This window comes from Streptomyces yokosukanensis, assembly GCF_001514035.1.
GTDB lineage: Bacteria > Actinomycetota > Actinomycetes > Streptomycetales > Streptomycetaceae > Streptomyces > Streptomyces yokosukanensis.
In genome coordinates this window covers 152,475-175,280 of record NZ_KQ948220.1, presented here as the reverse complement: position 1 = coordinate 175,280, position 22,806 = coordinate 152,475, and the positions used below count along the sequence as shown (strand labels likewise).

General features: G+C 74.2%; 20 protein-coding genes. 18 read left to right on the top strand and 2 right to left on the bottom strand.

What is annotated here, in order from left to right; all coding sequences use genetic code 11:
• Positions 1-56: 56 nt before the first annotated feature.
• From AQI95_RS32795 to AQI95_RS32720, 17 genes are all read left to right on the top strand, one after another.
• Positions 57-3,257: a TolB family protein gene (locus AQI95_RS32795; protein ID WP_067132334.1), complete on the top strand. Its 3,201-nt coding sequence runs from the start codon at positions 57-59 to the stop codon at positions 3,255-3,257.
• Positions 3,254-3,958 carry a Pvc16 family protein gene (locus tag AQI95_RS32790; protein ID WP_067132332.1) on the top strand — a complete coding sequence of 235 codons (705 nt, stop codon included), beginning with the start codon at positions 3,254-3,256 and terminating at the stop codon, positions 3,956-3,958. The genes AQI95_RS32795 and AQI95_RS32790 overlap by 4 nt, the downstream gene beginning before the upstream one ends.
• A complete protein-coding gene (locus tag AQI95_RS32785; RefSeq protein WP_067132330.1) occupies positions 3,955-6,033 on the top strand; it encodes an ATP-binding protein in 2,079 nt (692 codons plus the stop codon). Before AQI95_RS32790 ends, AQI95_RS32785 begins: the two co-directional genes overlap by 4 nt.
• 195 nt (positions 6,034-6,228) lie before the next feature.
• Positions 6,229-7,791 (top strand): phage tail sheath family protein, encoded by a 1,563-nt coding sequence (locus tag AQI95_RS32780; RefSeq protein WP_067132328.1) that lies wholly within the window; start codon positions 6,229-6,231, stop codon positions 7,789-7,791.
• 35 nt (positions 7,792-7,826) lie between these two features.
• A complete protein-coding gene (locus AQI95_RS32775) occupies positions 7,827-8,267 on the top strand; it encodes a phage tail protein (protein WP_067132325.1) in 441 nt (146 codons plus the stop codon).
• Positions 8,264-8,764 carry a zinc-ribbon domain-containing protein gene (locus AQI95_RS32770; RefSeq protein ID WP_067132322.1) on the top strand — a complete coding sequence of 167 codons (501 nt, stop codon included), beginning with the start codon at positions 8,264-8,266 and terminating at the stop codon, positions 8,762-8,764. Before AQI95_RS32775 ends, AQI95_RS32770 begins: the two co-directional genes overlap by 4 nt.
• Positions 8,761-8,919, top strand: a complete 159-nt coding sequence (locus AQI95_RS48110) for a DUF6760 family protein (protein WP_167361978.1) — start codon at positions 8,761-8,763, stop codon at positions 8,917-8,919. Before AQI95_RS32770 ends, AQI95_RS48110 begins: the two co-directional genes overlap by 4 nt.
• Before the next feature lie 4 nt (positions 8,920-8,923).
• Positions 8,924-12,265 (top strand): hypothetical protein, encoded by a 3,342-nt coding sequence (locus AQI95_RS32765; protein WP_067132318.1) that lies wholly within the window; start codon positions 8,924-8,926, stop codon positions 12,263-12,265.
• A 24-nt stretch (positions 12,266-12,289) separates the two neighbouring features.
• Positions 12,290-12,715 carry a phage tail protein gene (locus tag AQI95_RS32760; protein ID WP_067132315.1) on the top strand — a complete coding sequence of 142 codons (426 nt, stop codon included), beginning with the start codon at positions 12,290-12,292 and terminating at the stop codon, positions 12,713-12,715.
• Between the two features lie 61 nt (positions 12,716-12,776).
• A complete protein-coding gene (locus AQI95_RS32755; RefSeq protein ID WP_067132312.1) occupies positions 12,777-13,499 on the top strand; it encodes a CIS tube protein in 723 nt (240 codons plus the stop codon).
• On the top strand, positions 13,496-15,322 hold the full coding sequence (locus AQI95_RS32750; RefSeq protein WP_067132309.1) for a VgrG-related protein: 1,827 nt from the start codon (positions 13,496-13,498) through the stop codon (positions 15,320-15,322). Before AQI95_RS32755 ends, AQI95_RS32750 begins: the two co-directional genes overlap by 4 nt.
• A gap of 67 nt (positions 15,323-15,389) precedes the next feature.
• The gene (locus AQI95_RS32745; RefSeq protein ID WP_067132304.1) at positions 15,390-15,707 is read left to right on the top strand and encodes a PAAR domain-containing protein; all 318 of its coding nucleotides are present in this window, start codon (positions 15,390-15,392) and stop codon (positions 15,705-15,707) included.
• Positions 15,707-16,129 carry a GPW/gp25 family protein gene (locus AQI95_RS32740; RefSeq protein ID WP_067132301.1) on the top strand — a complete coding sequence of 141 codons (423 nt, stop codon included), beginning with the start codon at positions 15,707-15,709 and terminating at the stop codon, positions 16,127-16,129. Before AQI95_RS32745 ends, AQI95_RS32740 begins: the two co-directional genes overlap by 1 nt.
• Positions 16,129-18,087 carry a putative baseplate assembly protein gene (locus AQI95_RS32735; protein WP_067132298.1) on the top strand — a complete coding sequence of 653 codons (1,959 nt, stop codon included), beginning with the start codon at positions 16,129-16,131 and terminating at the stop codon, positions 18,085-18,087. Before AQI95_RS32740 ends, AQI95_RS32735 begins: the two co-directional genes overlap by 1 nt.
• Positions 18,084-18,647, top strand: coding sequence for a phage tail protein (locus AQI95_RS32730; RefSeq protein WP_067132295.1), 564 nt, complete (start codon positions 18,084-18,086; stop codon positions 18,645-18,647). Before AQI95_RS32735 ends, AQI95_RS32730 begins: the two co-directional genes overlap by 4 nt.
• Before the next feature lie 81 nt (positions 18,648-18,728).
• On the top strand, positions 18,729-18,995 hold the full coding sequence (locus AQI95_RS47525; protein WP_067132290.1) for a hypothetical protein: 267 nt from the start codon (positions 18,729-18,731) through the stop codon (positions 18,993-18,995).
• 358 nt (positions 18,996-19,353) lie between these two features.
• Positions 19,354-20,118, top strand: coding sequence for a zinc ribbon domain-containing protein (locus AQI95_RS32720; protein WP_067132454.1), 765 nt, complete (start codon positions 19,354-19,356; stop codon positions 20,116-20,118).
• Positions 20,119-20,137: 19 nt separating this feature from the next.
• Here the strand turns inward: AQI95_RS32720 and AQI95_RS32715 are convergent, their stop codons facing one another.
• Positions 20,138-20,989, bottom strand: a complete 852-nt coding sequence (locus AQI95_RS32715) for a helix-turn-helix transcriptional regulator (protein WP_067132286.1) — start codon at positions 20,987-20,989, stop codon at positions 20,138-20,140.
• An 87-nt stretch (positions 20,990-21,076) separates the two neighbouring features.
• Between AQI95_RS32715 and AQI95_RS32710 the strand changes: the two genes are divergently transcribed.
• Positions 21,077-21,877 carry an SDR family NAD(P)-dependent oxidoreductase gene (locus tag AQI95_RS32710; protein ID WP_067132283.1) on the top strand — a complete coding sequence of 267 codons (801 nt, stop codon included), beginning with the start codon at positions 21,077-21,079 and terminating at the stop codon, positions 21,875-21,877.
• Between the two features lie 25 nt (positions 21,878-21,902).
• On the opposite strand, the gene AQI95_RS32705 is transcribed toward AQI95_RS32710, so the two are convergent.
• Complete coding sequence (locus tag AQI95_RS32705; protein ID WP_067132275.1) at positions 21,903-22,775, bottom strand: SGNH/GDSL hydrolase family protein; 873 nt, start codon at positions 22,773-22,775, stop codon at positions 21,903-21,905.
• Between the last annotated feature and the right edge of the window lie 31 nt (positions 22,776-22,806).

Genomic DNA, 22,806 nt, shown 5'->3' with positions numbered 1-22,806 from the left:
CGCGCGGGTGCAAAGTGGCGGGGCAACCCTGGTGTTCTGAGACTGCGAGGTGGACCGTGAACGGCACCGCTGGCCCCGGCGAGCAGCGTCGGCTGGGGAGATTCGGCGCGTCGTTGCTCCTGCTGGTCCCGCTGCTCGCGGTGACGGCGGCCTCCGGGCCGGGCAGCGCCGAGGCCCAGCCGAAGGCGACCACGCCCTCCGCCACCCGGATCGCGTACGCGGGCACCGGCCACCGCAGCCTCGGCAAGGTGGTCAGCGACAGCGACAGCGAACCGCTGTTCGGCACGGGCCCGGCGCACTTCGACGTCCAGCCGTCCGCGCTGGGCGACACGGTGGTGTTCGCGAGCCGCCGCGACGAGCGCAATCCGCAGATCTATCTGCGCGCCCCCGACGGCTCGGTGAGCAAGCTGACCAGCGGACGGGACGCGGCACATCCGCGGCTGACGCCGGACGGCAAGTCGGTGGTCTTCGACTCGGCCGAGCCCGGCGGCCCGAACGGCAAGAAGCAGCGCGACCTGTGGCTGGTCCACACCGACGGAACCGGCCTGACCCGGCTGACCGACACCCCGTCGAACGAGGAGTGCCCGACGGTGTCGTCGGACGGGCAGCGCCTGGCCTACTCCTCCAACAGTGACCCGGTGCTGGGGAGTCAGATCTACGTGCAGCCGCTGGCCGGCGGCGCCGCGACCCGGGTGACCAACACGCTCGGCAACACGGCGACGGAGCCCGTGTGGAACCCGGTGAACGACGACGCGCACCGGGACCTCATCGCGTACACCTCCACCCCCGCCGACCACTCGGCCGGCCCACGGCTGCGGGTGACCGGCGGCCCGGCCGGGGACCAGCCGCTGCTGACGGGCACGCCGACCGACTGGCGGACCCATGGGGCAGCCTGGTTGCCCGATGGGGCCGGGGTGCTGTTCCTCAGCCCGGACCGCACCTGTGGCTGCAAGGGCGACTGGGACCACGTGTACCGGGTGGACAACCCCGCCGCCGGGCCGACCCTGGTGCTCAGCGAGGACCGCCAGGTCGGCGTGCCGACCTGGGTCGGCCCGCAGAACGGCGGTTACGTCGTGGTGGACCGCACCACGGCGAAGGGCAGCGAAGACCCGAACGGGTTTCACGGAGAGCACGTGGTGAGCCTCCAGGACGTCCGGATGGACGGTGCCGACCCGCGCGACCTCGGCGTGACCATCCTGAACGAGGACCCGGCCGCCGACTCCAACACCGATCCGACCAAGGATCCGCTGTTCAACCCCGCGCCCGGGTCCGACCCGTGGACCGAGCGGCAGAACTACACCCCGGACGGCCGCCGCATCGTGGTGACCCGCTTCGAGGGCGACAAGGACAACCGGATCGAGCGGATCTGGACGGTGGACGCCGACGGCACCAACCCGGCGCCGATGCCGCTGGCCGGTCGCGGCCCGAAGGACTGGGACACCGACCCCACGTTCTCGCCCGACGGCAAGTTCATCGCCTTCACACGGACTTCGCCGGGCGGAGTCGGCTCCGCGTCGGGTCCGGGCCGGATCCTCGTCGCCGACGCGACGACCGGTGCGATCGTGCACGAGATCGTTCCGCCGGCCGGGCAGCAGACGGGCGGCGACGCCCAGCCCACCTGGTCCTCCGACGGCACCACCCTCGCCTTCACCCGCAACATGACGATCGACGGGGGCGGCGGCAACAAGCACATATGGACCGTGCCGGTCAACAACCTCGGCCAGCAGCGTGACCTGAGTGCGTCCGTGTGCCCGGGCAACTGCGCGGTCATCGACGACAGCCCCGCGTTCTCCCCGGACGGCACGCAGATCGCCTTCAACCGGAAGGACGGCGGCGGCGGCCAGGTCAACGAGCGCAACGGACTTCTGGTCACCTCGCTGTCCGGCGACAGCTGCCGGGTGCTGCTGCCCGAGTCGGCGCGGAACACCGCGGACGCCTGCCACCAGGAGCTGCCCGACACCACGGTCACCGGCCCGCACCAGCCGCGCGACGCGGCCTGGACGGCGGACGGCAACGGAATCGTGTACAGCTCCCGCACCGACGCGCCCGTCAACTGCCCGGAGAAACTGCACCTGTTGAACGTCGCCACCGGCGGCGACACACCGCTCACCCTGGAGCTGCCCGGGCGCCAGAAGGAGCCCGGCGTCCAGCAGTCGGTGGACCTGGCCGTGCACGCCCCGGGAACGGCGCCCGACGTCACCGTCGGCCACTCCACCGACGTCCGCGTCGACGTGGTCAACAACGGCCCGGCCGCCTCGCCCGGCACCCGGCTGACCATCGCACCGCCGGCCGGGGTGAGCGTGACCGGGATCCGCCGACCGGGCGGCACCTGTGACGCCGCATCCCTGCAGTGCGACATCGGGGTCGTACCGCCCGGCACGACCGTGCCGGTGACCGTGACGCTGACCGGTCTCACCGTCGGTGACCAGCCGGTGGACTGGTCGGTCACCGGGAGCGTGATCGACCCGCAGCCCGACGACAACAGCGCCCGGACCGTGGTGCCGGTGCAGAAGGCCACCCCGCCGACGCCCCCGCCGACTCCGACCCCGCCGACTCCGACGCCCAAGCCCACCCCCAAGCCGACGCCGACTCCGACACCGCCCGCCCCGAAGGCAGGCCCCGGCGTCCGGGTCACCGCCCAGCCCAACCCGGGCTATGTCGGGGGCCGGGTCGTGGTGACGTACACCGTGCGCAACGGCCGTAACGCGCTGGCCACCGGACTGCGGCTGCGGATCGGGCTGCCCGCCGGGATCCCGAACGGCGGGCCGCCGCCCGGCTGCGACGGCCACTGGGTGTGCGCGCTGCCCGACCTCGGACGCGGTGACTCCACCGTCGTACGGGTGGTGCTCTCCCCCGACCACGCGCTGACCGGCCGCGTCACCGGCGTGCTCACCACCACCGGCACGGACGCCGACCGGCGCGACAACAAGACGCACACGACACTGCGGATCCTGCAGCCGCGGATCGTCGCCGTCCCGCCGATCGGCAAGCCCGGCTTCGTCACCTCGGTGCGCGGCAAGGACTTCCCGCCGGGCGTCCCGGTGCGCTTCACCTGGAAGCCGGGGATCACCGCCGCGGCGGCACCCACCGTGCCCAAGCCCGACGGCACGTTCATCGGCCAGCTGCTCATCCTCACCAAGGACCAGACCGGTCCGCGGACGATCACCGCGCGCGGGCCCGGATTCTCCCCGGTGAAGACCGACTTCCTCGTGGTGAACGGCAGTGTGCAGCCGCCGGACGAGGTGACCCGCCGGTGATCCACGAGGTCGACGAGGGCCTGCGCGGCCTGCTCGCCGGGTCCGGGCTGGAGGCGTCCGGAGTCGAGATCGTCTTCGACGCGCCGACCCGCGAGTGGGCCGCACGCCGCAACGCCCCCACCGTCTGCGTGTTCCTGTACGACATCCGGGAGGACGCGAGCCGGCGCGGCAGCGGGGCCGGAGAGGTGTACGACGCGGAGGGGTACGTGGTGGCACGGCGCACCCCGCCCCGCTGGTTCGAGCTGACGTACCTCGTCACCGCGTGGGCGAGCCGCCCGCAGGACGAGCACCGGCTGCTGTCGCAGGTGCTGGCCACGCTGGTGGCCGTCGACGCGCTGCCGGAGCGGCTGCTCACGGGCTCGCTGGCCGAACTGGGTCTGACCGTGGCGCTGGACACCGCGGGATCCGGTCCCGACGGCCCGGCCGCCTCCGATGTGTGGTCGGCGCTGGGCGGCGAGTTGAAGGCGTCGCTCGGGCTGCGGGTGCGCGCGCCGCTCGCCGGGGTGAGCAGGGCCGCCGCGCCGCCGGTCACCGAGGGGCTCGTGGTGCGTGCCACGGACCACCGGCAGGACGGGGATCCGGTGCCGGGGCGCCGACTGCGCTACGACGGCGTCGAGGACCCGGGTCCGGACGGCTTCGCCGGTCCGCGCGAACGGCGCCCGGCGCCCGCCCGGCGCCGCAGAGGGGACCGCCAGCCGTGACGTACCCCGCCGATGTCGTCGCCGTGGTCGGCACGGATCCGCTGTGGGCTCGGCTGCGGCTGGTCGAGGAGCGGGTCCGCCGCGCGGTGGCGGCCCGCCGAGCCGTCGACCCCGATCCCGACGACCCCTACCGCGGCCAGTACCTCTCCCCCGAGGCCGTGGAGCGCATCCTGAACGAGCCGGGCGGGCTCGACGTACCCGGGCACGATCCGCTGCCGCTGCCGGCCGAATCCGTGCTCGGCGCGCTCGCCGCGCGGTTCGGCCTGTCACCGCTGGACGCCGATCTGCTGCTGGTCGCGCTGGCCCCGGATCTGGACGCCCGTTTCGAGCGGCTCTACGGCTACCTCAACGACGATCTGACCCGCCGTCGGCCCACCGTCGCACTCGCGCTGGAGCTGTGCGGGCTGCCGTCGGCGTCGGCCGCCCGGTTCTGCCTCTCCCCGGGCGCACCGCTGCTCGCGGGCGGACTGGTGGAGGTCGCCGAGCCGGACCGGCCGCCGCTGTCGCGGGTGCTCACGGTGCCGGACCGGGTGACCGCCCATCTGCTGGGCGGTACGGAGCCGGACGCCCGGCTCGCCGGGGTGCTCACCGAGGCCGCCGACGACCCGACGGCCGACGCGGACGAGGTGCACCGCGCGGCGCGGGCCGCCCGCTCCGGAACGGGGCTGGTGCATCTGCTCGACCGGGGCGGTGACGCGCCGGGGCTCGCCACGGCCGCCCTGCACGCGGCAGGGCTGGGCGCGCTGGTCCTCGACGCCGCCGCACTCGCCCGGCGCTCCGGCGATGTGCCCGCGCTCGCCCGGGTCGCGGCGCTGGAAGCCCGCCTCACCGGTTCCGGTGTCGTGCTGGGCCCGCTGGAGGCGCTGCCCGCGGCTCCGGCCGAACGGACCCGCACGCTGTACGCGTTGTGCACGGCACTGCGCGGCATCCCGCTGCTCACCCATGGCGGGGAAGGCTGGGACCCGGCATGGGCGGTCGACACCCCGGTCGTGCTGCCGGTGACCCCGCCCTCCCCCGAGCGGCAGGCCGTGCGCTGGCGGCACGCCCTGGCCCTGGCGGACACCGACGGCCGCGTGGAGGGCGACACCGACGCCCTCGCCCAGGCGGTGGCCGCGCACCGGCTCGACGGCGGACAGCTGCGGCGCGCGGCGGGCGCGGCGGTGCGCTCCGCCGCGCTCGCGGGCCGCCCGGTCTCGCCCGACGACCTCAGAGCCGCCGTACGCGCGCAGAACGGCGCGGGGCTGGCGCGGCTGGCCCGCCGGGTGGAGCCGGCGGTCGGCTGGGACGACCTGGTGCTGCCTGCGCCGGCCCACCGCCGGCTGCGTGAACTCGCGGTGCGTGCCCGCCATCGCGAGCAGGTGCTCGGCCAGTGGCGGATGCGGCCCGGCGGCGGCCGGGGACGCGGTGTGATCGCCTTGTTCGCGGGCGAGTCGGGCACGGGCAAGACGATGTCCGCCGAGGTGGTCGCCGCCGACCTCGGCATGGACCTGTACGTGGTCGACCTGTCCACGGTCGTCGACAAGTACGTCGGCGAGACCGAGAAGAACCTGGAGCGGATCTTCACCGAGGCGTCCGCGGTCAACGCGGTCCTGCTCTTCGACGAGGCCGACGCGATCTTCGGCAAGCGCTCGGAGGTGAAGGACGCGCACGACCGGCACGCCAACATCGAGTCGGCGTATCTGCTGCAGCGCATGGAGTCCTTCGACGGGATCGCCGTGCTGACGACCAATCTGAGGGCCAACCTGGACGAGGCGTTCACCCGCCGGCTCGACGTGGTGGCGGAGTTCCCGATGCCCGACGCGACACAGCGGCTGGCCCTGTGGGACCGGTGTCTGGGCAGTCGGCTGCCTCGCGCCGACGACCTGGACCTCGGCTTCTGCGCGGACCGCTTCGAGCTGGCCGGCGGCTCCATCCGGGCCTGTGCGGTCAGCGCCGCCTATCTGGCCGCCGAGTCCGAAGGACCGCTCACCATGCGGCAGTTGGTGACGGCGGTGGTGCAGGAGTACCGCAAGCTGGGCCGGCTGGTCCTGGAAAGCGAGTTCGGGCCGTATCTGGCGGACGTCCTCGACGCCTGAGCACCCTGGCCGGCCGGCGGCGCGCCGGACCGGCCCGGCCCGGCTCGGGGGTTCCTTCCCCTGCGGCCCGCGCGGGCGTCCGGAAAGGCAGTGCGATTGCCCCCGGCAAGGTACCCGTGCCCCTGTCGCCGGGTGGGACCCGCCTCGGAGACTCGGCATCGACGCAGGTGACCTATGGAACGTGAAGGAGCGAGCATGCCGACGTACCTCACCCCAGGCGTGTATGTGGAGGAGGTGCAGTCCGGTGCCCGCCCGATCGAAGGGGTTGGCACCGCCGTCGCCGCATTCGTCGGGTTCGCCCAGAGCGGCCCCTTCCACGAGCCGACCCTGGTCACCAACTGGGACCAGTACACCCAGCTGTTCGGCGGCTTCACCGAGGGGACCTACCTCGCGCACGCCGTGTACGGCTACTTCTCCAACGGTGGCGGTGCGGCCTACGTGGTGCGCATCGGCGGCTCCGCCGCCGGCGCCTCCGCCTCGGCGGCGAACGGCGGCCGGGGCAACCGGGAGGCCAAGCCGGTCGAGCCGGTGATGCTGGGCGGGTTCCAGATCACGGCCAGGCCCGGTGCCTCCGGAGTGTCGGTGGAGGTCGCCGACGCGGAGGGCGAGAACCCGCCGGAGGACCGCTTCAAGCTGCTGGTCCGCCAGGGCGACCAGGTGGTCGAGACGTACGACGTCTCCACCCGCAAGAACGTCAAGGGCTATGTGGTCACCCAGCTCCGCGCCTCCAAGCTCGTCGAGGTCACCGAGCAGCGTGACGCCGGCCAGACCCGGCCGGCCAGCCAGACGGTGGCCGTGCCCGACGCGCAGGCCGCGCCCGCGGTGCCCGGCTCCGGCTCGGTGTCCCGGCTGGACCCGGCCGAGTATGTGGGCGACTCCTCCGCCCGGACCGGTTTCGCCGGGCTGGAGTCGATCGACGAGATCACCATGGTCGCGGTCCCCGACCTGATGGGCGCCTACCAGCGGGGCGACATCGATGCCGAGGGTGTGCGCACCGTCCAGCTCGCGGTCATCTCGCACTGCGAGCAGATGGGTGACCGGGTCGCCGTCCTGGACTCCCCGCCCGGGCTCACCGCCCAGCAGGTCCGCCACTGGCGCAACGAGGAGGCGGGCTACGACTCCCGGTACGCCACCCTCTACTACCCGTGGGTGCGGGTCTTCGACCCGGCGGCCGGCCGCAACACCACGGTTCCGCCGAGCGGTCACATCGCGGGCGTGTGGGCGCGCAGCGACGCCGAGCGCGGCGTGCACAAGGCGCCCGCCAACGAGGTGATCCGCGGCGCGGTCGACCTGGACGTCCGGCTCAGCAAGGGCGAGCAGGACCTGCTCAACCCGATCGGCGTGAACTGCATCCGCGCCTTCCCCGGCCGCGGCATCCGGATCTGGGGCGCTCGCACCCTGTCCTCCGACCCGGCCTGGCGCTACCTGAACGTGCGCCGTCTGTTCAACTACCTCGAGGAGTCCATCCTGCTGGGTACCCAGTGGGTGGTCTTCGAGCCGAACGACGACCGGTTGTGGTCGAGCATCCGGCGCAACGTCACGGCCTTCCTCACCGAGGAATGGCGCCGGGGCGCGCTCTTCGGACGTACCGCCGAAGAGGCGTTCTACGTCAAGTGCGACCGTGACAACAACCCGCAGACCTCCATCGACCAGGGTCGGGTCGTCTGCGAGATCGGCGTCTCGCCCGTCAAGCCCGCCGAGTTCGTGGTGTTCCGGCTGGCCCAGTTCTCCGACAGCACCAGCCTCATCGACGAGTGACCCGCGGGTCAGCCAAGGAAAGGTGACAGACAGTCATGGCAGAGGGCGATGCTCTTTCCACTCACGTCTTCGGCGTGCAACTCGGCGGATACATGGTCGAGTCGATCCAGGAGATCAGCGGGTTCTCCGTCGAGGAGGAGGTCGTCGAGGTAAAGCAGGTCACGTCGACGGGCAAGCAGATCATCCGGAAGCAGCCCGGAGCGCGGCAGGCCGGTGAGATCACGATCACGCGGGGACTCGACAAGAGCAGCGAGTTCACCAAGTGGATCAAGGAGACGCTCAACAACGGCGCCGTCGACACCGCCCGGCAGAACCTGACGATCGAGATCAAGGACACCAAGGGCGAGACGGTCCGCCGTATCCAGCTGATGAACGGCTGGGCCTCCAAGTGGGAGGGCCCCTCCCTCAAGGCCGGCGAGTCCTCCGCGGCAACCGAGACCGTCACGATCGTGTTCGAGGAGATCGTCGTCGAATGAGGCGCCGTACCGTCACGGCGGGCAATCTGGAGGAGTTCCTGGAGGCGACGGCGCCGGCCGGCCAAGCGGCCGAGCAGCCCGAGCCCCAGGCTCCGCCGGCCCGCCCCGCTCCGCCTCGGGACCACGGGCTGCGCACGGAGTTCGAGTTCGAACTGCCGCGCGGGTACGTAGACGAGGCGGGCACGCTCCACCGGCACGGCGCGATGCGTCTGGCCACCGCCCGGGACGAACTGCGCCCGCAGATCGATCTGCGGGTCAAGGAGAACCCGGCGTATCTGAGCGTGGTGCTGCTGAGCCAGGTGATCACCCGGCTCGGCACCATCACCGATGTGCACGCGGGGATCGTGGAGCGGATGTACGCCACCGATGTCGCGTTCCTCCAGGACTTCTACCGCCGTGTCAACAGCGAGGGTCACACCCGCGCGGCGGTGACCTGCCCGCACTGCGAGGGCGGCTTCGAGGTCGACCTCTCGGGTGGGCGCCTGGGGGAATCGTGACGTACGCACTCCCCCGGCTGCGGGAGGAGATCGCGTACATCGCCTATCACTTCCACTGGCAGCGCGAGGAGGTCCTCGGCCTCACCCACGCCGAGCGTCGGCAGTGGGTGGCCGAGATCGCCCGTATCAACACCCGCGTGAACGAAGGTGGTTGAGCTCATGGCATGGCGGGACAGACTGCGCCGCCGGGCCACGGCACCGGGTGCCGGCGGCACCCCGGCCGGTCCCGGCTCCGCGCAGCCGGCCGCGCCGGGTGCCATGAGCACACCCGCGCCCGCGTCGGCCGGTCCGTCCGTGCCACGCGACTGGGACGGCGGGTGGCGCCGTACGCAGCCGCCGACGCTGACGGTGGCCCGCAGCACGCTCGGGGTCAGTGACGGTCTCGCCTTCCGCTCGGGTCTCGCGTCCTGGCAGAACCCGTCGTTCGACGCGGGCCTCGGCCATGCGCTGCTGCCCTCCGCCCCGGTCGGCCTGGTCCGCGGTGTCACCGGCCCCGCCACCCCGCGCACCACCCGCACCGACGGCGGCCCCCTGCTCCTGCGTGCCCCGCGCCCGCAGGCCGAGGAGGCCGGCCCGCACACCGAGGGACCCGTCGAGACCCGTCCTGACACGGCCGGCACACGACGGCCCGCCACGCCGAACGCCCCTCAGGTGTCCCGCAGGACACGACCGGGGGCGGGGCCCCGCGACACCGGGAAGCGGGACGACTCCGGGGCCCGGCAGCGGACGGGCGGCGACACGCCCGGCGCCACCGGAACGCCGCACACGGACCCCGGTCCGGCACAGCGCGGCACCGCGAGCGACGAAGGCCACGGCGCGACGGCTTCGCCGTCCTCCGCCCAGGGCGGGCAGTCCGGCTCGGCCGCCGCCCCTTCCCTCCAGCGGTCTACCGAGCCGGCGCCCAGCCGTGCCATGGTCGCCGCCGACCCGCTCGGGACCGTCACCGCACCGGAGACATCCGTTCAGCGGTCCGCCGCCGCTCCCGGTACCCCGGCAACCCCCGGGCCGGACCTCCCGGTCGTACGACGCATCGCGGTGGTGCCCCACTCCACGGGCGAGGCCACCGCACCCCGCACTCCGTCCGGCGCCGGTTCGACTGCGAACGCCGGGCGCACCGCGCCGCGCCGTCAGGACGCCGGCGGCACGGCGGCGCACGACGCCTCCGCTCCCCCGGCGCATGCCGGATCCACCGCCCGGGCGGGCGCGTCGGGGACCGCCGGCACCCGGTCCGTGCACCCTCGGGCACTGGGCCCCGCACTGACCGTCGCCCGACGGCCCTCGACCCCCGCGCGCCGGATCGCGGCCCTTCGGCCCGCGCCCGCCGCCCCTACCGCCCCTCGCCCCGCCGCGGGCCCTGACGCGGCGCCGACCGGCACCGCGGCGCAGGCGCCGAACGCCACGCCGCCCGTACAGGACACGGCGAAGGCCGCGCCTTCCGGACGGGCGGCGACGAACCCCGCGCCTGCCGTGCAGCGCGCCGCCGACCCGGTGCGCCCGGGCAGCCGGGCGCCGCTGGGTGCACCCGTGCCGGAACTGCCCGCCACTGCCAGGCCACTCACGGGCACCGGACCCGAGACGGCCGGTCCGGCCGCCGACGCACACCCGACGGCCGGACCGTCGCTCCCGATCGTGCAGCGCCTGGCAGGCGCCCCTGCGGCCGGTGCGACGCCAGGGCCGTCCGGGGCGGACACCGCGACGCCCCGGAACCAGACGGCCGGAGCGAACGGCCCCGCCCCGGCCGCTCCCGAGCAGCCCGGCCGCGGCACCCGGTCCCAGCCGTCCGGCGCCCGAGTCCGTGGTGGGCTCGGGGCGCCGCTGTCCGCGCTGCCGCCGACCGCGGACCTGCCGCGCCCGCACGGCGCCGCCCGCGCCGGTGGCGGCCCGGGGGCACCGTCGCCGTCGATGCCGCAGGCCTCGGACGCGTCCCGTCCGGCCGGCCCCGGCGGCGCGGCGGACCGCCCGGCCCGGGGTGGCGGCGCGGCCCTCCCCGACGTCCAGCGCGCCCCGGTGCGCCCGGACCGGCCCGCCGTGGACGCGCCTGCGAGCGCCTCTGACACCCGGACGCCTTCCGCGCCCCTGCTGGGCGCGACGGGCGCCGAGGTCACGACGTCCGACTCGGCTGCCCCGCAAGGGATTTCGGCTGCGGCGCCGAACACCGCCGACGGTCCTTCCACCCCGCTCGTCGCTCCCGCCACGCCGCTCGTCGCTCCGGTCGGCCCGCGGTCGGAGCCTTCCGCCGCGGCCGGACCCGGTCCGGTGCAACGGGCCGTCACGCCGGAGCATCCGGCGGCCTCGTCCGGCGCGGTGACGACCACCGGCACGGGCGGACCCGGGCCGGTGGTCGTCACCCGGGTCGCCTCCTCCGAGACCGACTCCGTGCAACGCGCGGCCACGTCGCAGACTCGGTCGGCGTCGCCACGGGGCGAGGGGCCGGCGCCCGTCGAGGCGTCGGGCCGGGCCCGTACGGCGGCGCCGGGCACGACTGCGACCGGCGCCGGAGGGCCGTCCCGCGGTGCGACGCCATCGCGCGGCGCGGGCGCACCGGGGCCGCTGGTCGTCGCCCGGTCGGTCCCGCCGTCCCGTCCGGGGCCCGACGCCGCCGGGGCGCGGACGCCCGCTGCGGTCCAGCGCCTGCCGCTCACGGCGCCGGGGCAGCGGACCGCGCCCCGCACCCTGGCGCTGCTCGCCGCGCGTCCGCTCACCGTCAACACCCGTGCGCCGGAAGGCTTCACGCCGCCCGCGGCAACCGGCGGGGCCGGGCGTCCCGTCGTGGCCGCGTCCTGGCGCCGCGACGCGGACCCCGTCGCGGGCACGGCCACGCCGTCGCCCGGGCCGCGTCCCGGGGTACCGCACGTGCAGCGGACCGCTGCCGGTCCCGCGCCGTCGGGGCCGGGGGCGGGGTCGGTCGACTCGCCGTCCGGTACGGCCGGTTCGCCGCAGCGGCAGGCCGCCGGGCCCGCCGCGCGGCCGGGTCCGCCCGTCCGGCGGGCGGTACCCGTGGTCCGGCCGCATGCGCCTGTCCAACGGACCGCTGCCGGCGGCGACATGGCGGTCCGCCCGCTCACGCTGCCGGTCTCCGATCCGCAGGCACCGGCGCTCCAGGACCGGCCGAACGACCCGGGTTCCGTCAGCCCGCCCGTACCGGTGGTCCGTGCCACCCGCACGGCACCGGCGTCATCGACGTCGGCAGCGGGGCGGACCGGCGGCTCCACGGGGCCGGCGGTGCAGCGCGAGGTGACACGGGGCGGCGGTGGCGCCGTACCCGCCGGGGTGCCGGTGACGGCCGTACCCCCACGGGGTCGCCAACGGTCGGCATCCGCGCCGCCGGCGCCCGGATCGGCCGGCGCCACAGGGACCGGGTCGGCGGGGGCGCGGCAGGAGCCCGTGGTCGATCTGGACGAGCTGGCACGGCGGCTGGTGGACCCGCTGGCCCGGCTGCTCCGGGCCGACCTGAGGCGTGGGCGCGAACGTGCGGGCCGTCCCTACGACGGACGCCGCTGAGGACTGGGAACGGATGACCAACGGATGACGGACAACATCTTCGCGACGAGCGTGTTCTTCCGGCTCTCGATCGGCGGCAACGACCTCGGCGCGTTCCACACCTGCTCCGGCATGGGCGCGGAGGTGGAGATGGAGAGCTACGCCGAGGGCGGGAACAACGGCTTCACCTGGCAGCTGCCCGGCCGCGTCACCTGGTCGAACATCACGCTCACCCGGCCGGTCACCGCCGACACGGCGAAGATCGCACGCTGGCTGGACCAGACGCTGCGGCGCGTGGAGCCCAAGGACGGCGAGATCGTGGCGCTGAAGCCGAATCTGAGCCGGATCATCAGCTGGCAGGTGCTCGGCATCGTGCCGGTGCGCTGGCAGGGGCCGTCGTTCGACCCGTCCTCCTCGCAGGCGGCGGTGGAGACACTGGAGATCGCCCACGAGGGCCTGCGCCCCTCCTGACAGTCCGTCCCGTACCGCCACCCGTCAGCCGTCCCTGTGCGTGAGGAAGGAGCCCCCCGGTATGTCCCCTGCGGTCCGCACCAGCCGGGCCAGGGCCCAGTTGACCCTGAAAGAACCCCCGGCCACGGTCGGCGCGAAGCCCGGAGGGACGATCGCGCGACTGAACCTCCAGTTCAACCCCAACAGCCTCCAGCTGAGCAAGACCACCGAGTGGCGGCGCACCCCGTCGCGGATGGCCGGGCAGTCGGCGCTGCCGGAATTCGTGGGCAGCGGGCCGCGGCAGCTGAGCCTGGAGGTCTTCCTCGATGCGACCTCCACCCATGACAACTCGGTGGAGCAGGCGGTCGAGACGCTGATGAAGGCGTGCGTACCGAGCCCGGCGAGCCTCGCGCGCAAGAAGCCGGCCAGCCCCTGGGTGCGGTTCGAGTGGGGCACCGCCCGCACGACGTCGTTCGACGGGGTGCTGTCGAGCCTGTCGGTGACGTACACGCTGTTCGACGTGGACGGCAAGCCGCTGCGGGCGACCTGTGCGCTGTCGGTCGAGGAGGCGAGCGTCGACCCGCCGGGGCAGAACCCCACCTCCGGGGCACGCACCGCGCGCAGCACGCACACGGTGGTGGCCGGGGACAGTCTGGCGATGCTGGCCTGGCGTGAGTACGGCGACGCGACGGCCTGGCGGGCCATCGCGGAGGCGAACGGGATCGACGACCCGATGGCCCTGGCGCCCGGCACCGAACTGATGGTGCCGGCGCTCGGGGACGCGGGCGGTGAGGAGGAGCGGTGACCACACCCGAGGCCCGGGGCGGGCGGTCCTTCGCGGCGGACCCCGTCGTGGAGGCGCCCGGCGAGCTGCCGCCGATCTGGGCGGCACAGCTGGTGAGCTGTGTGGTGGACGAGAACGTGGGTCTGCCGGACACCGCCGTGCTGACGTACCGCGATCCCGATCACGAGTTCCTGAAGTCGACCGGTGTCACCCTCGGCACACCGCTCAAGGTGTCGGTGGTGACGGTAGCCGGGCAGGCGCGCGAGCGGCTGTTCAACGGCGAGGTCACGGCGGTGGAGATCGACCGGGACTCCACCGGTTCGTTCACCGTCGTGCGCGCCTACTCCGTCGCCCACCGGCTGCAGCGCGGCCGGAAGGTGGTGGCGTTCCGGAACATGACGACGGCGGCCATCGTCCGCAAGGTGGCCGCCGGTGCGGGGTTGCCGGTCGGGAAGGTGGAGGCCGCTCCGGTCACGTACAAGCAGCTGTCGCAGGCCAATGTCTCCGACTGGGACTTCCTGCAGTTCCTGGCGGGCGAGAGCGGAGCGCAGGTACGCGTCGACGACAAGGGCGTGCTGCAGTTCACCAGGCCCGAGCAGGCCTCCGGTGCGCCCGCCCCGTCGACTCCGGCCACGCAGAACCCGATGGTGCTGGAGTACGGGCGGAACCTGCTGGCGCTGCGGGCCGCGCTGTCGGGTGCGGACGGGGCGTCGCAGGTCGAGGTGCGCGGCTGGAACGTCACCACCAAGACGCCGCTGGTGGCCCGGCAGCCGTCGGTGACCAGCGACACCGTGCGGCCGGGTCTGGCGCCGGCATCCGCCGCCCGGTTCGGGAAGTCGGCCAAGGTGACGGTGACGGACACGCCGTACCGTACGCAGGCCGAGACGACGGCGGTGGCGAAGGCGATGGCCGCCCAGGTCAGCTCAGCTTTCGGCGAGTTGGAGGCGGTGGCCGAGGGCAATCCGCGGCTGCGCGCGGGCAAGCCGGTCGCGCTCGGCAACGTGGGGCCCGCGTTCTCCGGCCGCTACACGGCCACGGCGGTGCAGCACACCCTGGAGCCGCACGGCGGCTACCGGACCACGGTGTGGGTGAGCGCCAGCCCGGACCGGTCCCTGGCGGGGCTCGTGACCGGCGCCAACGCACCCGGGCGCGGACCGCGCATACCGGGCCTCGCGATCGGCGTGGTGACGGACGTGCGCGAACCGGGCGGCGCGCAGAGCGGCGGCGTCCGGCTCAAGTTCCCGTGGCTGGACGACACCTATGTGACCGACTGGGTGCGTACGGTGCAGTGGGGCGGCAAGGGCGGCGGCGGCGTGGTGAGCCCCGAGGTCAACGACGAGGTCCTGGTCGGCTTCGAACAGGGCCTGCTGGACAGCCCGTACGTCATCGGCGGTCTGTACAACGGCGTCGACCGGCCCTCGAAGCACGACGTCCCACTGATCGACAAGACCAGCGGCAAGGTCAACCGCCGTTCGGTGGTGTCGCGTTCCGGTCATCGGGTGGAACTTCTCGACGCCCGGGCCCCCGGACCGTCCGGGGTGCGGTTGCGCACCGCGGACGAGCGGCTGGAAGTGCTGCTGGACGACCGCAACAACCGGATCGAGCTGACGGTCTACGCGGCCGGGGGCCGACGGGCGCTGTCCTTCGTACGACTGGACAACCGGGGCATCACGCTCGACGCGAAGACCGGCAAGGTCACCGTGAAGGGCGCCACCGTGGACATCGACGCCACCAACTCGGTCAAGGTCGGCGGCCGGTCGGTGAGCGTCAACGGCCAGACGGACCTCACGCTCGACGGCGGCCTGCTCGGCGTACTGAAGGCGGATCTCGTGCGCATCAACTGACGTTCGGTCATTGTCCTTCCCATCCAGGCCCCTTGAGGGCCGTGATCCGCTTCGAGGAGCCCGTAGCATGCCCGCCGCAGCCCGTACCGGCGACCCCACCAACCACGGCGGTGTGATCGCCACCCCGCCGCCCGGCGCCGCAGCGACGGTGGCGCGTGTGCTGATCGGCGGCCGTCCCGCCGCCGTCGTGGGCAGCCTGCACACCTGTGTGGTACCCCCGCACGCCGCCCTGGGCCCCGCCAACGTGATCATGCCCAACCCGGCCGGGCTCGTCTCGGGCGAGGTGCTCATCGGCGGGTTGCCGGCCGCGCGGGCGCGCGACCAGACCACGTGTGGCGCGATGATCGTGATGGGTGCCCCGAACGTCCTGATCGGGGGCGTGTGATGAGCGAGCGGTTCATCGGGCGCGGCTGGGCGTTCCCGCTGCGGGTCGGGCCGACCGGCGGGATCGCCATGGTGGAGCGGGAACGGGAGATCGAGGAGGCGATCCGGCTGGTGCTCGGCACCGCGCCCGGAGAGCGTCCGATGCGCCCGGAGTTCGGCTGCGGCATCCACGACTACGTCTTCGCACCCGGCAACAGTGCCACCGCGGGGCGGATCGCCCAGCAGGTGCGCGAGGCGCTGGAGCGCTGGGAGCCGCGGATCACCGTGGACGACGTGGTCGTGGCCTTCGACGCGGTGGACGACGGAACCCTCTACATCGACGTGCGCTACACGGTGCGTTCCACCAACGACCGGCGCAATCTGGTGTTTCCCTTCTACACGATCCCCTCCGAGGAGGGGGCCGAGGAAGCGGTCGTGGACTGATGGCCCTGCCCTCCCCCAACCTGGACGACCGGCGGTTCCAGCAACTCGTCGACGAGGCGAAGCGCTATGTGCAGCAGCGTGCACCGGAGTGGACCGACCACAACGTCTCCGACCCCGGTGTCACGCTGATCGAGACCTTCGCGTACATCGTCGACCAGCTGCTGTACCGGCTGAACCGGGTGCCCGACAAGAACTACACCGCCTTCCTCGACCTGTTGGGCATCCAGCTGTTCCCGCCGGCGGCGGCCGGCGCCGAGGTCGACTTCTGGCTGTCCGCGCCACAGCCCGACGCGGTGACGCTGCCCGCCGGTACCGAGGTGACGACGGCGGACAGCGAGGCGGAGGAGCCCGTGGTGTTCGCGACCACGGACGAACTGCGCATCGTGCCCAGCGAGTTGGGCCGACTGGTGACCGCTCCCCGGTCCGGTGACCAGACCGACCGGACACGTGAGCTGGCCGAGGGCCGCGACGTACGCTGCTTCCAGGCGGCGCCCGAGCCCGGCGACGCCCTGCTCTTCGGGTTGCCCACGGCCGTGCCCCGGTGCATCGTCGCCGTACAGCTGGACAGCCGGGTGGAGGGCGTCGGCGTGGACCCGCGCCAGCCGCCGCTGGTGTGGGAGGCGTGGGACGGCGCGCGCTGGCAGGAGTGCGAGACCGGCTCGGACTCCACCGGCGGTCTGAACCGGCCCGGCGAGGTGATCGTGTACGTCCCCGCCGGGCACACGGCCTCGGTGATCGGCGGGACGCGCGCGGGCTGGCTGCGCTGCCGGGTCACCGAGGCGGAGCCCGGCCAGCCGTTCTACTCGGAGTCCCCGACGGTGCGCGAGGCGTCCGTGTTCACGGTCGGCGGCACCATCGCCGTCGAGCACGCCGAGACCGTCACGGACGTCGCGCTCGGCACCTCGGAGGGGGTACCGGGCCAGACGTTCCGGCTCGGCCGACCGCCGGTGCTGCTGGACGGGGAACCGCCGGTGGTGGAGGTGTCCTCGGCCGACGGCTGGCAGCGCTGGAGCGTCGTGGAGCACTTCGGCCGCTCCGGTCCCGAGGACCGGCATGTGCGGGTGGACGCGACCGCCGGCGACTTCGTCTTCCCGCCGGCGCTGCGCGAGCCGGACGGCATGCTCCGGCTGTGCGGCGCGGTGCCCGAGAAGGGCGCCCAGATCCGGGTGGCGCGCTACCGCACGGGCGGGGGCCCGGCCGGCAATGTGGCGCGGGGCGCGATCTCGGTGCTGCGCAGTTCCGTGCCGTACATCGCGCGGGTCACCAACCGGGAGGCCGCGCGCGGCGGCGTGGAGGGCGAGACCATCGCCAACGCCAAGCTGCGGGCGCCGGACGCGCTGCGCATGCAGGAGCGCGCGGTGACCGCGGAGGACTACGAGATCATCAGCCGGCAGGCGGCCCCCTCGGTGCGCCGGGTGCGCTGCCTGCCGGCGGCGGACGGAGCGGGCGCGGTACGCGTGCTGGTGGTACCGGACGCCGTGGCGGACGACGGGGACCGGCTCCGCTTCGAGCAGCTGATCCCCTCGGACCAGGTGCTCGCCGCGATCACCGAGAGCCTGGAGGAGCGACGGCTGCTCGGCACCCGGCTGGTGGTGGAACCCCCGGTGTACCAGGGCGTCACGGTCGTCGCCCGGCTCGCGGCCGCGCCCGAGGACACCGACCGGGTCCGCGAGGCGGCCCTCGCCGCGCTGTTCCGGTACCTCAACCCGCTGAACGGCGGTCCGGACGGCACCGGGTGGCCCTTCGGGCGGGCGCTGCAGTACGGCGAGATATTCGGCCTGCTGCAGCGCGCCACCGGCAACGCGCTGGTGGAGGAGATCAGGCTGTTCGCGGCCGACCCGATCACCGGGCGGCGCGGAGCGCCGGTGGACCGCATCGATGTGGGCGGCGGCGCGCTGGTGTTCTCGTACCAGCACCAGGTCGTCGTACAGCCCCTGGAGCCGGGAGGGCAGGCATGAGCCGCGCCGCCGTACCCGGCCTGCCGAGTCGGCATCCGATCGGCGGGCTGCTGCCCGCGCTCTACGCCGACGACGACTTCGCCCAGCGGTTCACGGCCGGCCTGGACACCGTCCTCGCGCCGGTGTTCGCGACCCTCGACAATCTGCCCGCGTATCTCGACCCGCGTGTGGCGCCGCTGGACTTCGTCGCCTGGCTGGCGTCGTGGGTGGGCGCCGACGACGACGCCGAGTGGCCCGCGGAGCTGCGCCGCGAGGCGGTGGTGCGGGCGGTGGAGCTGCACCGGTGGCGCGGCACCCGGCGCGGCCTGGTCGAGCGGCTGCGGCTCACCCTCGGGGTGAACGCCGATGTCGTCGGTGACGGCGGTGCGGTGTGGTCCCGTACCGCGGGCACCGAGCTGCCGCCGGAGCCGTCCGCCGAGATGGTCGTCCGGGTGTGGCCGGGCCGCGATCCGGAGGTGGACGCGGGCCGGGTCCGTGAGGTCGTCCGGTCCCTGTGCCCGGTGCATGTCTCGTGCCGGGTGGAGATCCTGCCCGGTCCGCCCGCCGACGAAGGGAAGTGACGTCATGCGCGCCTGTCCCGTGTGCGGGGCGTCCAACGATCCCGCTGAGGACTTCTGCAGCAACTGCGGTTCCTATCTGGGATGGTCCGAGGAGGGCTCGCGCGGTACGTCCGCGTCGTCGGCCACACCGTCGACCGCGCCGCCCGCCGCCCCGGAGCCGACGCCCGAGCCGGCGCCCGAGCCGAGGCCCGAGCCGTCAGGCGGACCGACGGCGGACGACGGACCGGAGGCGGAGGCGGAAGCCGACGCGACGCCTGCGCCTGCGCCTGCCGCAACAACGGCACCGGCACCGGCACCGGCATCGGCGCCGACATCCGCAGCGGCATCCACATCCGCAGTGGGCGGTGAGGCTCCCGCCGGCACCGGCAGTGATGCCCGGAGCCGCGACCGCAGCAGCGACCGGAGCGGCACCCGCGGCGACGGGGGCGCCGTGGACCGCTCCTCCGCGGCCACGGCGCCCCCGGACCGCTCCCGTCGCGAGCCCTCTCCGGCGGCACCGCCGCACACCTCCGCGCAACCGCCCGGCCCGCCACCGGCCCCCGCGCAACCGCCCGCCTCGTCCTCGGCTCCGGCACAGTCACGGTCCACGCCGCCCGCGCCCGCGCAGCCCCGTGCCGCGCAGCCGGCCCCGGCACAGCCGCGTGCGGCGCAGCCCGCCCCGACCCAGCCGCGTGCCCCGCAGCCCGACCCGGCGCAGCCCGCGCCCGTGCAGCCCGCGAAGCCGGTCGCGCCGCGTCCGGTCGTGCGGCAGGTGGCCGCGCCGGAGGAGACGTCCGGGGTGCCGTGCCCGGCGTGCGGCACGCCCAATCCGCCGGACCGCCGGTTCTGCCGCCGCTGCGCCAGCCCGCTGACCCCGGCGACGGACCGTGCCGCGCTGCCCTGGTGGCGGACGATCTGGCCGTTCCGGCGCCGGGTGCGGGCGGGGTCCGGGGGGTGGATCCGGGTACTGGTGTGGCTCGTGGTGATCCTGGCGCTGTGCGTGGGCGGGTTCTTCCTGCTGCCCGCCGGGCGCGCCCTGTTCGAGGACACCCGGGACAAACTCGGTGGCACCAAGGCGATCACCCCGGTCTCCGTCCACGCCAGTGGCGCGGTGCCCGGGCATCCCGCGAAGGACACCACGGACGGGCTCAGCAACCGCTACTGGGGCGCACCCGGCGCGGGCGCCTCGATCACGTACACCTTCGGCAAGCCGTTCCGGATGGTCGACGTCATCGTCACGAACGGCGCGTCGAAGGAGCCCCAGGAGTACGACCGTCAGGCGCGGGCGCTGCGGATGGACATGGAGGTCACCTCGGCCGACGGCTCGGTGCACCGCAAGGAGATCGACCTCAGCGACAAGGCGGGAGACCAGACCATCGCGACCGGGATCAGCGACGTCGTGAAGGTACGGCTGGTGCTGGGCTCGGTCACGGGACTCACCGGGCAGCGTGTCGTCGCGCTCGCCGAGGTGGAGTTCTTCCAGCGGAGCTGACCCACCGGGCGGGGCGGGGTCAGCGGGGAGCGTCCATGCGCTGCGTGCCGATGACCGACAGCAGCCGCAGCGCCTCCTCGGAGGGCGAGCCGGGGACGGCGGTGTAGATGACGACCTGCTGGTCGCGGTCGGTGAGGTCGAGGGCGTCGCAGTTGACGGTGACCGGTCCGACCAGCGGGTGCTGGAAGGTCTTGCGCAGGGTGGGTGCCGTGTCCACGTCGTGGGAGGCCCACAGCCGGGCGAACTCCGCGCTGCCGTCGAGGAGTTCGCGGATCAGCGCGCCCACCTCCGGATCGTCCGGGTAGCGGGCGACGGCGGTGCGCAGCCGCCGGGCTGCGTGGCGGGCGAACGCCTCGACGTCGGACACGCCGTACAGCCGCCGCCCCTGCGGGCACGGGCCGAGGAAGGCCAGGCGGGCCAGGTTGCGTTCGCGCCGGGGCAGGGCGGAGAAGTCCTCCATGAGGGCGGCCGCCAGCTCGTTCCAGGCGAGCACCTCCAGCGTGGCCGAGGTGACGAAGGCGGCGGACTGCGGCAGCCGGTGCACCAGGTCGAGGATGCTCCGGCGCACCTCGCGCGAGGGTCCGGGCGGCGGGCCCGGCGGGGCGCCGGCCAGGAGGTGGAGGTGGTCGCGCTCGGCGTCCGTCAGCCGTAGGGCGCGGGCCAGCGCGGTGAGCACCTCGCGCGACGGGCGCGGGCCCCGGGCCTGCTCCAGGCGGGTGTAGTACTCGGTCGAGATGAACGCCAGCTGCGCCACCTCCTCGCGGCGCAGCCCCGGTGTGCGTCGGCGCGGCCCCGCGGGCAGGCCCACGTCCGCCGGTTCGATCCGCTCTCGTCTGCTGCGCAGGAAGGCCGCCAGTTCCGCTCTGTCCACCCCTCCAGAGTGCACGGGTGCCGCAGGGCCGGTCCAGGTACTGCCGGTGCCTGGATACGCCCTGCTCACGGGCGCAGGCTCGGCGCCATGGAGAACACACGACACATCGAGACGCCCCGGGCGGCCGACTCCGGTCTGCTGGCGGGCAAGGTCGCCCTCGTCACGGGTGCCGGGCGCGGGATCGGCGCCGCCGCGGCGCGGCTCTTCGCCCGGGAGGGGGCCCGGGTGCTGCTCGCGGCCCGTACGCAGGCGCAGTTGAAGGCGGTGACCGACGAGATCCGGGCGGCGGGCGGCACCGCGGACCACGTGGTGTGCGATCTGGCCGAGGCGCGGAGCGTGCGGGCCGCCGTCGACCGTGCGGTCGAGCTGTACGGCCGGCTCGACGTCGCGTTCAACAACGGTGGGACGATCCAGCGGCCCGGACCCATGGACGAGCTGCCGGAGGCCGACTTCGACCGTGTCTACGCGGTGAACCTCAAAGGCGTCTGGCTGGCCATGGCCGCCGAGGTCGCCGCCATCAGGGCGACCGCCGGGGCGGGTGCCGTCGTCAACAACTCGTCCGTCGGGAGTCTGCGGGGCAATCCCGAACTGCCCGCGTACGCCGCGATGAAGCGGGCGGTGAACAGCCTGACGGAGTCGGCGGCCGTGACGTACGGCCCCGAGGGGATCCGGGTCAACGCGATCGCCCCGGGCAACACGCTCACGGAGATGATCCGGACGTGGGAGGAGCAGTCCCCCGGTCTCCAGGAACGGCTGACGGCCGGCACCCCGCTGCGTCGGGCGGCCGTCCCGGAGGAGATCGCCGAAGCCGCCGCGTGGCTGCTGAGCGACCGTTCCTCCTTCGTCACCGGCACGGTGCTGCGGGTGGACGGCGGGGCGCGGGCCTGACCCGCGGCCCCGCCCGTCCCGGGAGTCAGCCGAGGCCGAGGGCGCTCATGGTGCGCTCGGCCATGCGCTGTTCGCCGAGCGCGTTGGGGTGGACGGGCACGATGTTCGTCCCGAACAGGAGCGGCTCGATCCACCGGGTGCCGATGGGCCGGCACGCGTCGTGCCCCGCGGACGCCTGCGAGAAGTCCACGTAGGTGGCCCCGCTCTCCTCGGCGGCACGCTGCACGACGGCGTTGAGGTGGGCCTGCAGGGCGTGCAGGTACGGTATGTCACCGGTGGCGACCGGCAGTTGGGCGAAGCAGGACGGCTCGGCCTCGGCCGGTGTGATCCACGGGTAGCCGAGCACCGCCACACGGGCGCCGGGCGCCTTGGCCCGTACGGCGTGCAGTGCGCTCTTCAGCGCGGGGTAGGTGTTCGCGTCGATCGCGTCGTCGAAGGAGCTGCCGTACGTGTCCTTGCAGGGGCTGCCCTTGCCTGCGCTGAGGACGCCGGCGGTGCCGCAGGCGAGCATGGCGTTGACGAAGGTGCCGTTGTCGTTGCCGCCGATGGTCAGCGTCACCAGGTCGGTGTCCGTGGTGACGGCGTCCGCCTGCGGGGCGAGACCGGGGTACTGGGACGAGGTGAAGTCCTTGGTCTGGGCGGCTCCGCAGGTGACGTCGGTCAGCCGGGCGCCGGTGCGGGCGGCGATGACGTGGGGGTAGTCGGCCGTCGAGCGCAGGCAGATCAGGTTGCTCGCGTCGACGGGCAGGACGCCCGAGGCGGCGCTGTAACTGTCGCCGAGGGCTGCGTAGTTCAGGGGGGTGGCGGCCTGGGCGGGGGCGGCGGTGAGGCCGAGGGCCAGTGCGCCGGCGAGTGCGGAGGTCGCGGCGATGGCACGGCGCAGGGCAGACATGGGCATGTGCGTGTGCTCCCTCTTCTCGGGATGGGGT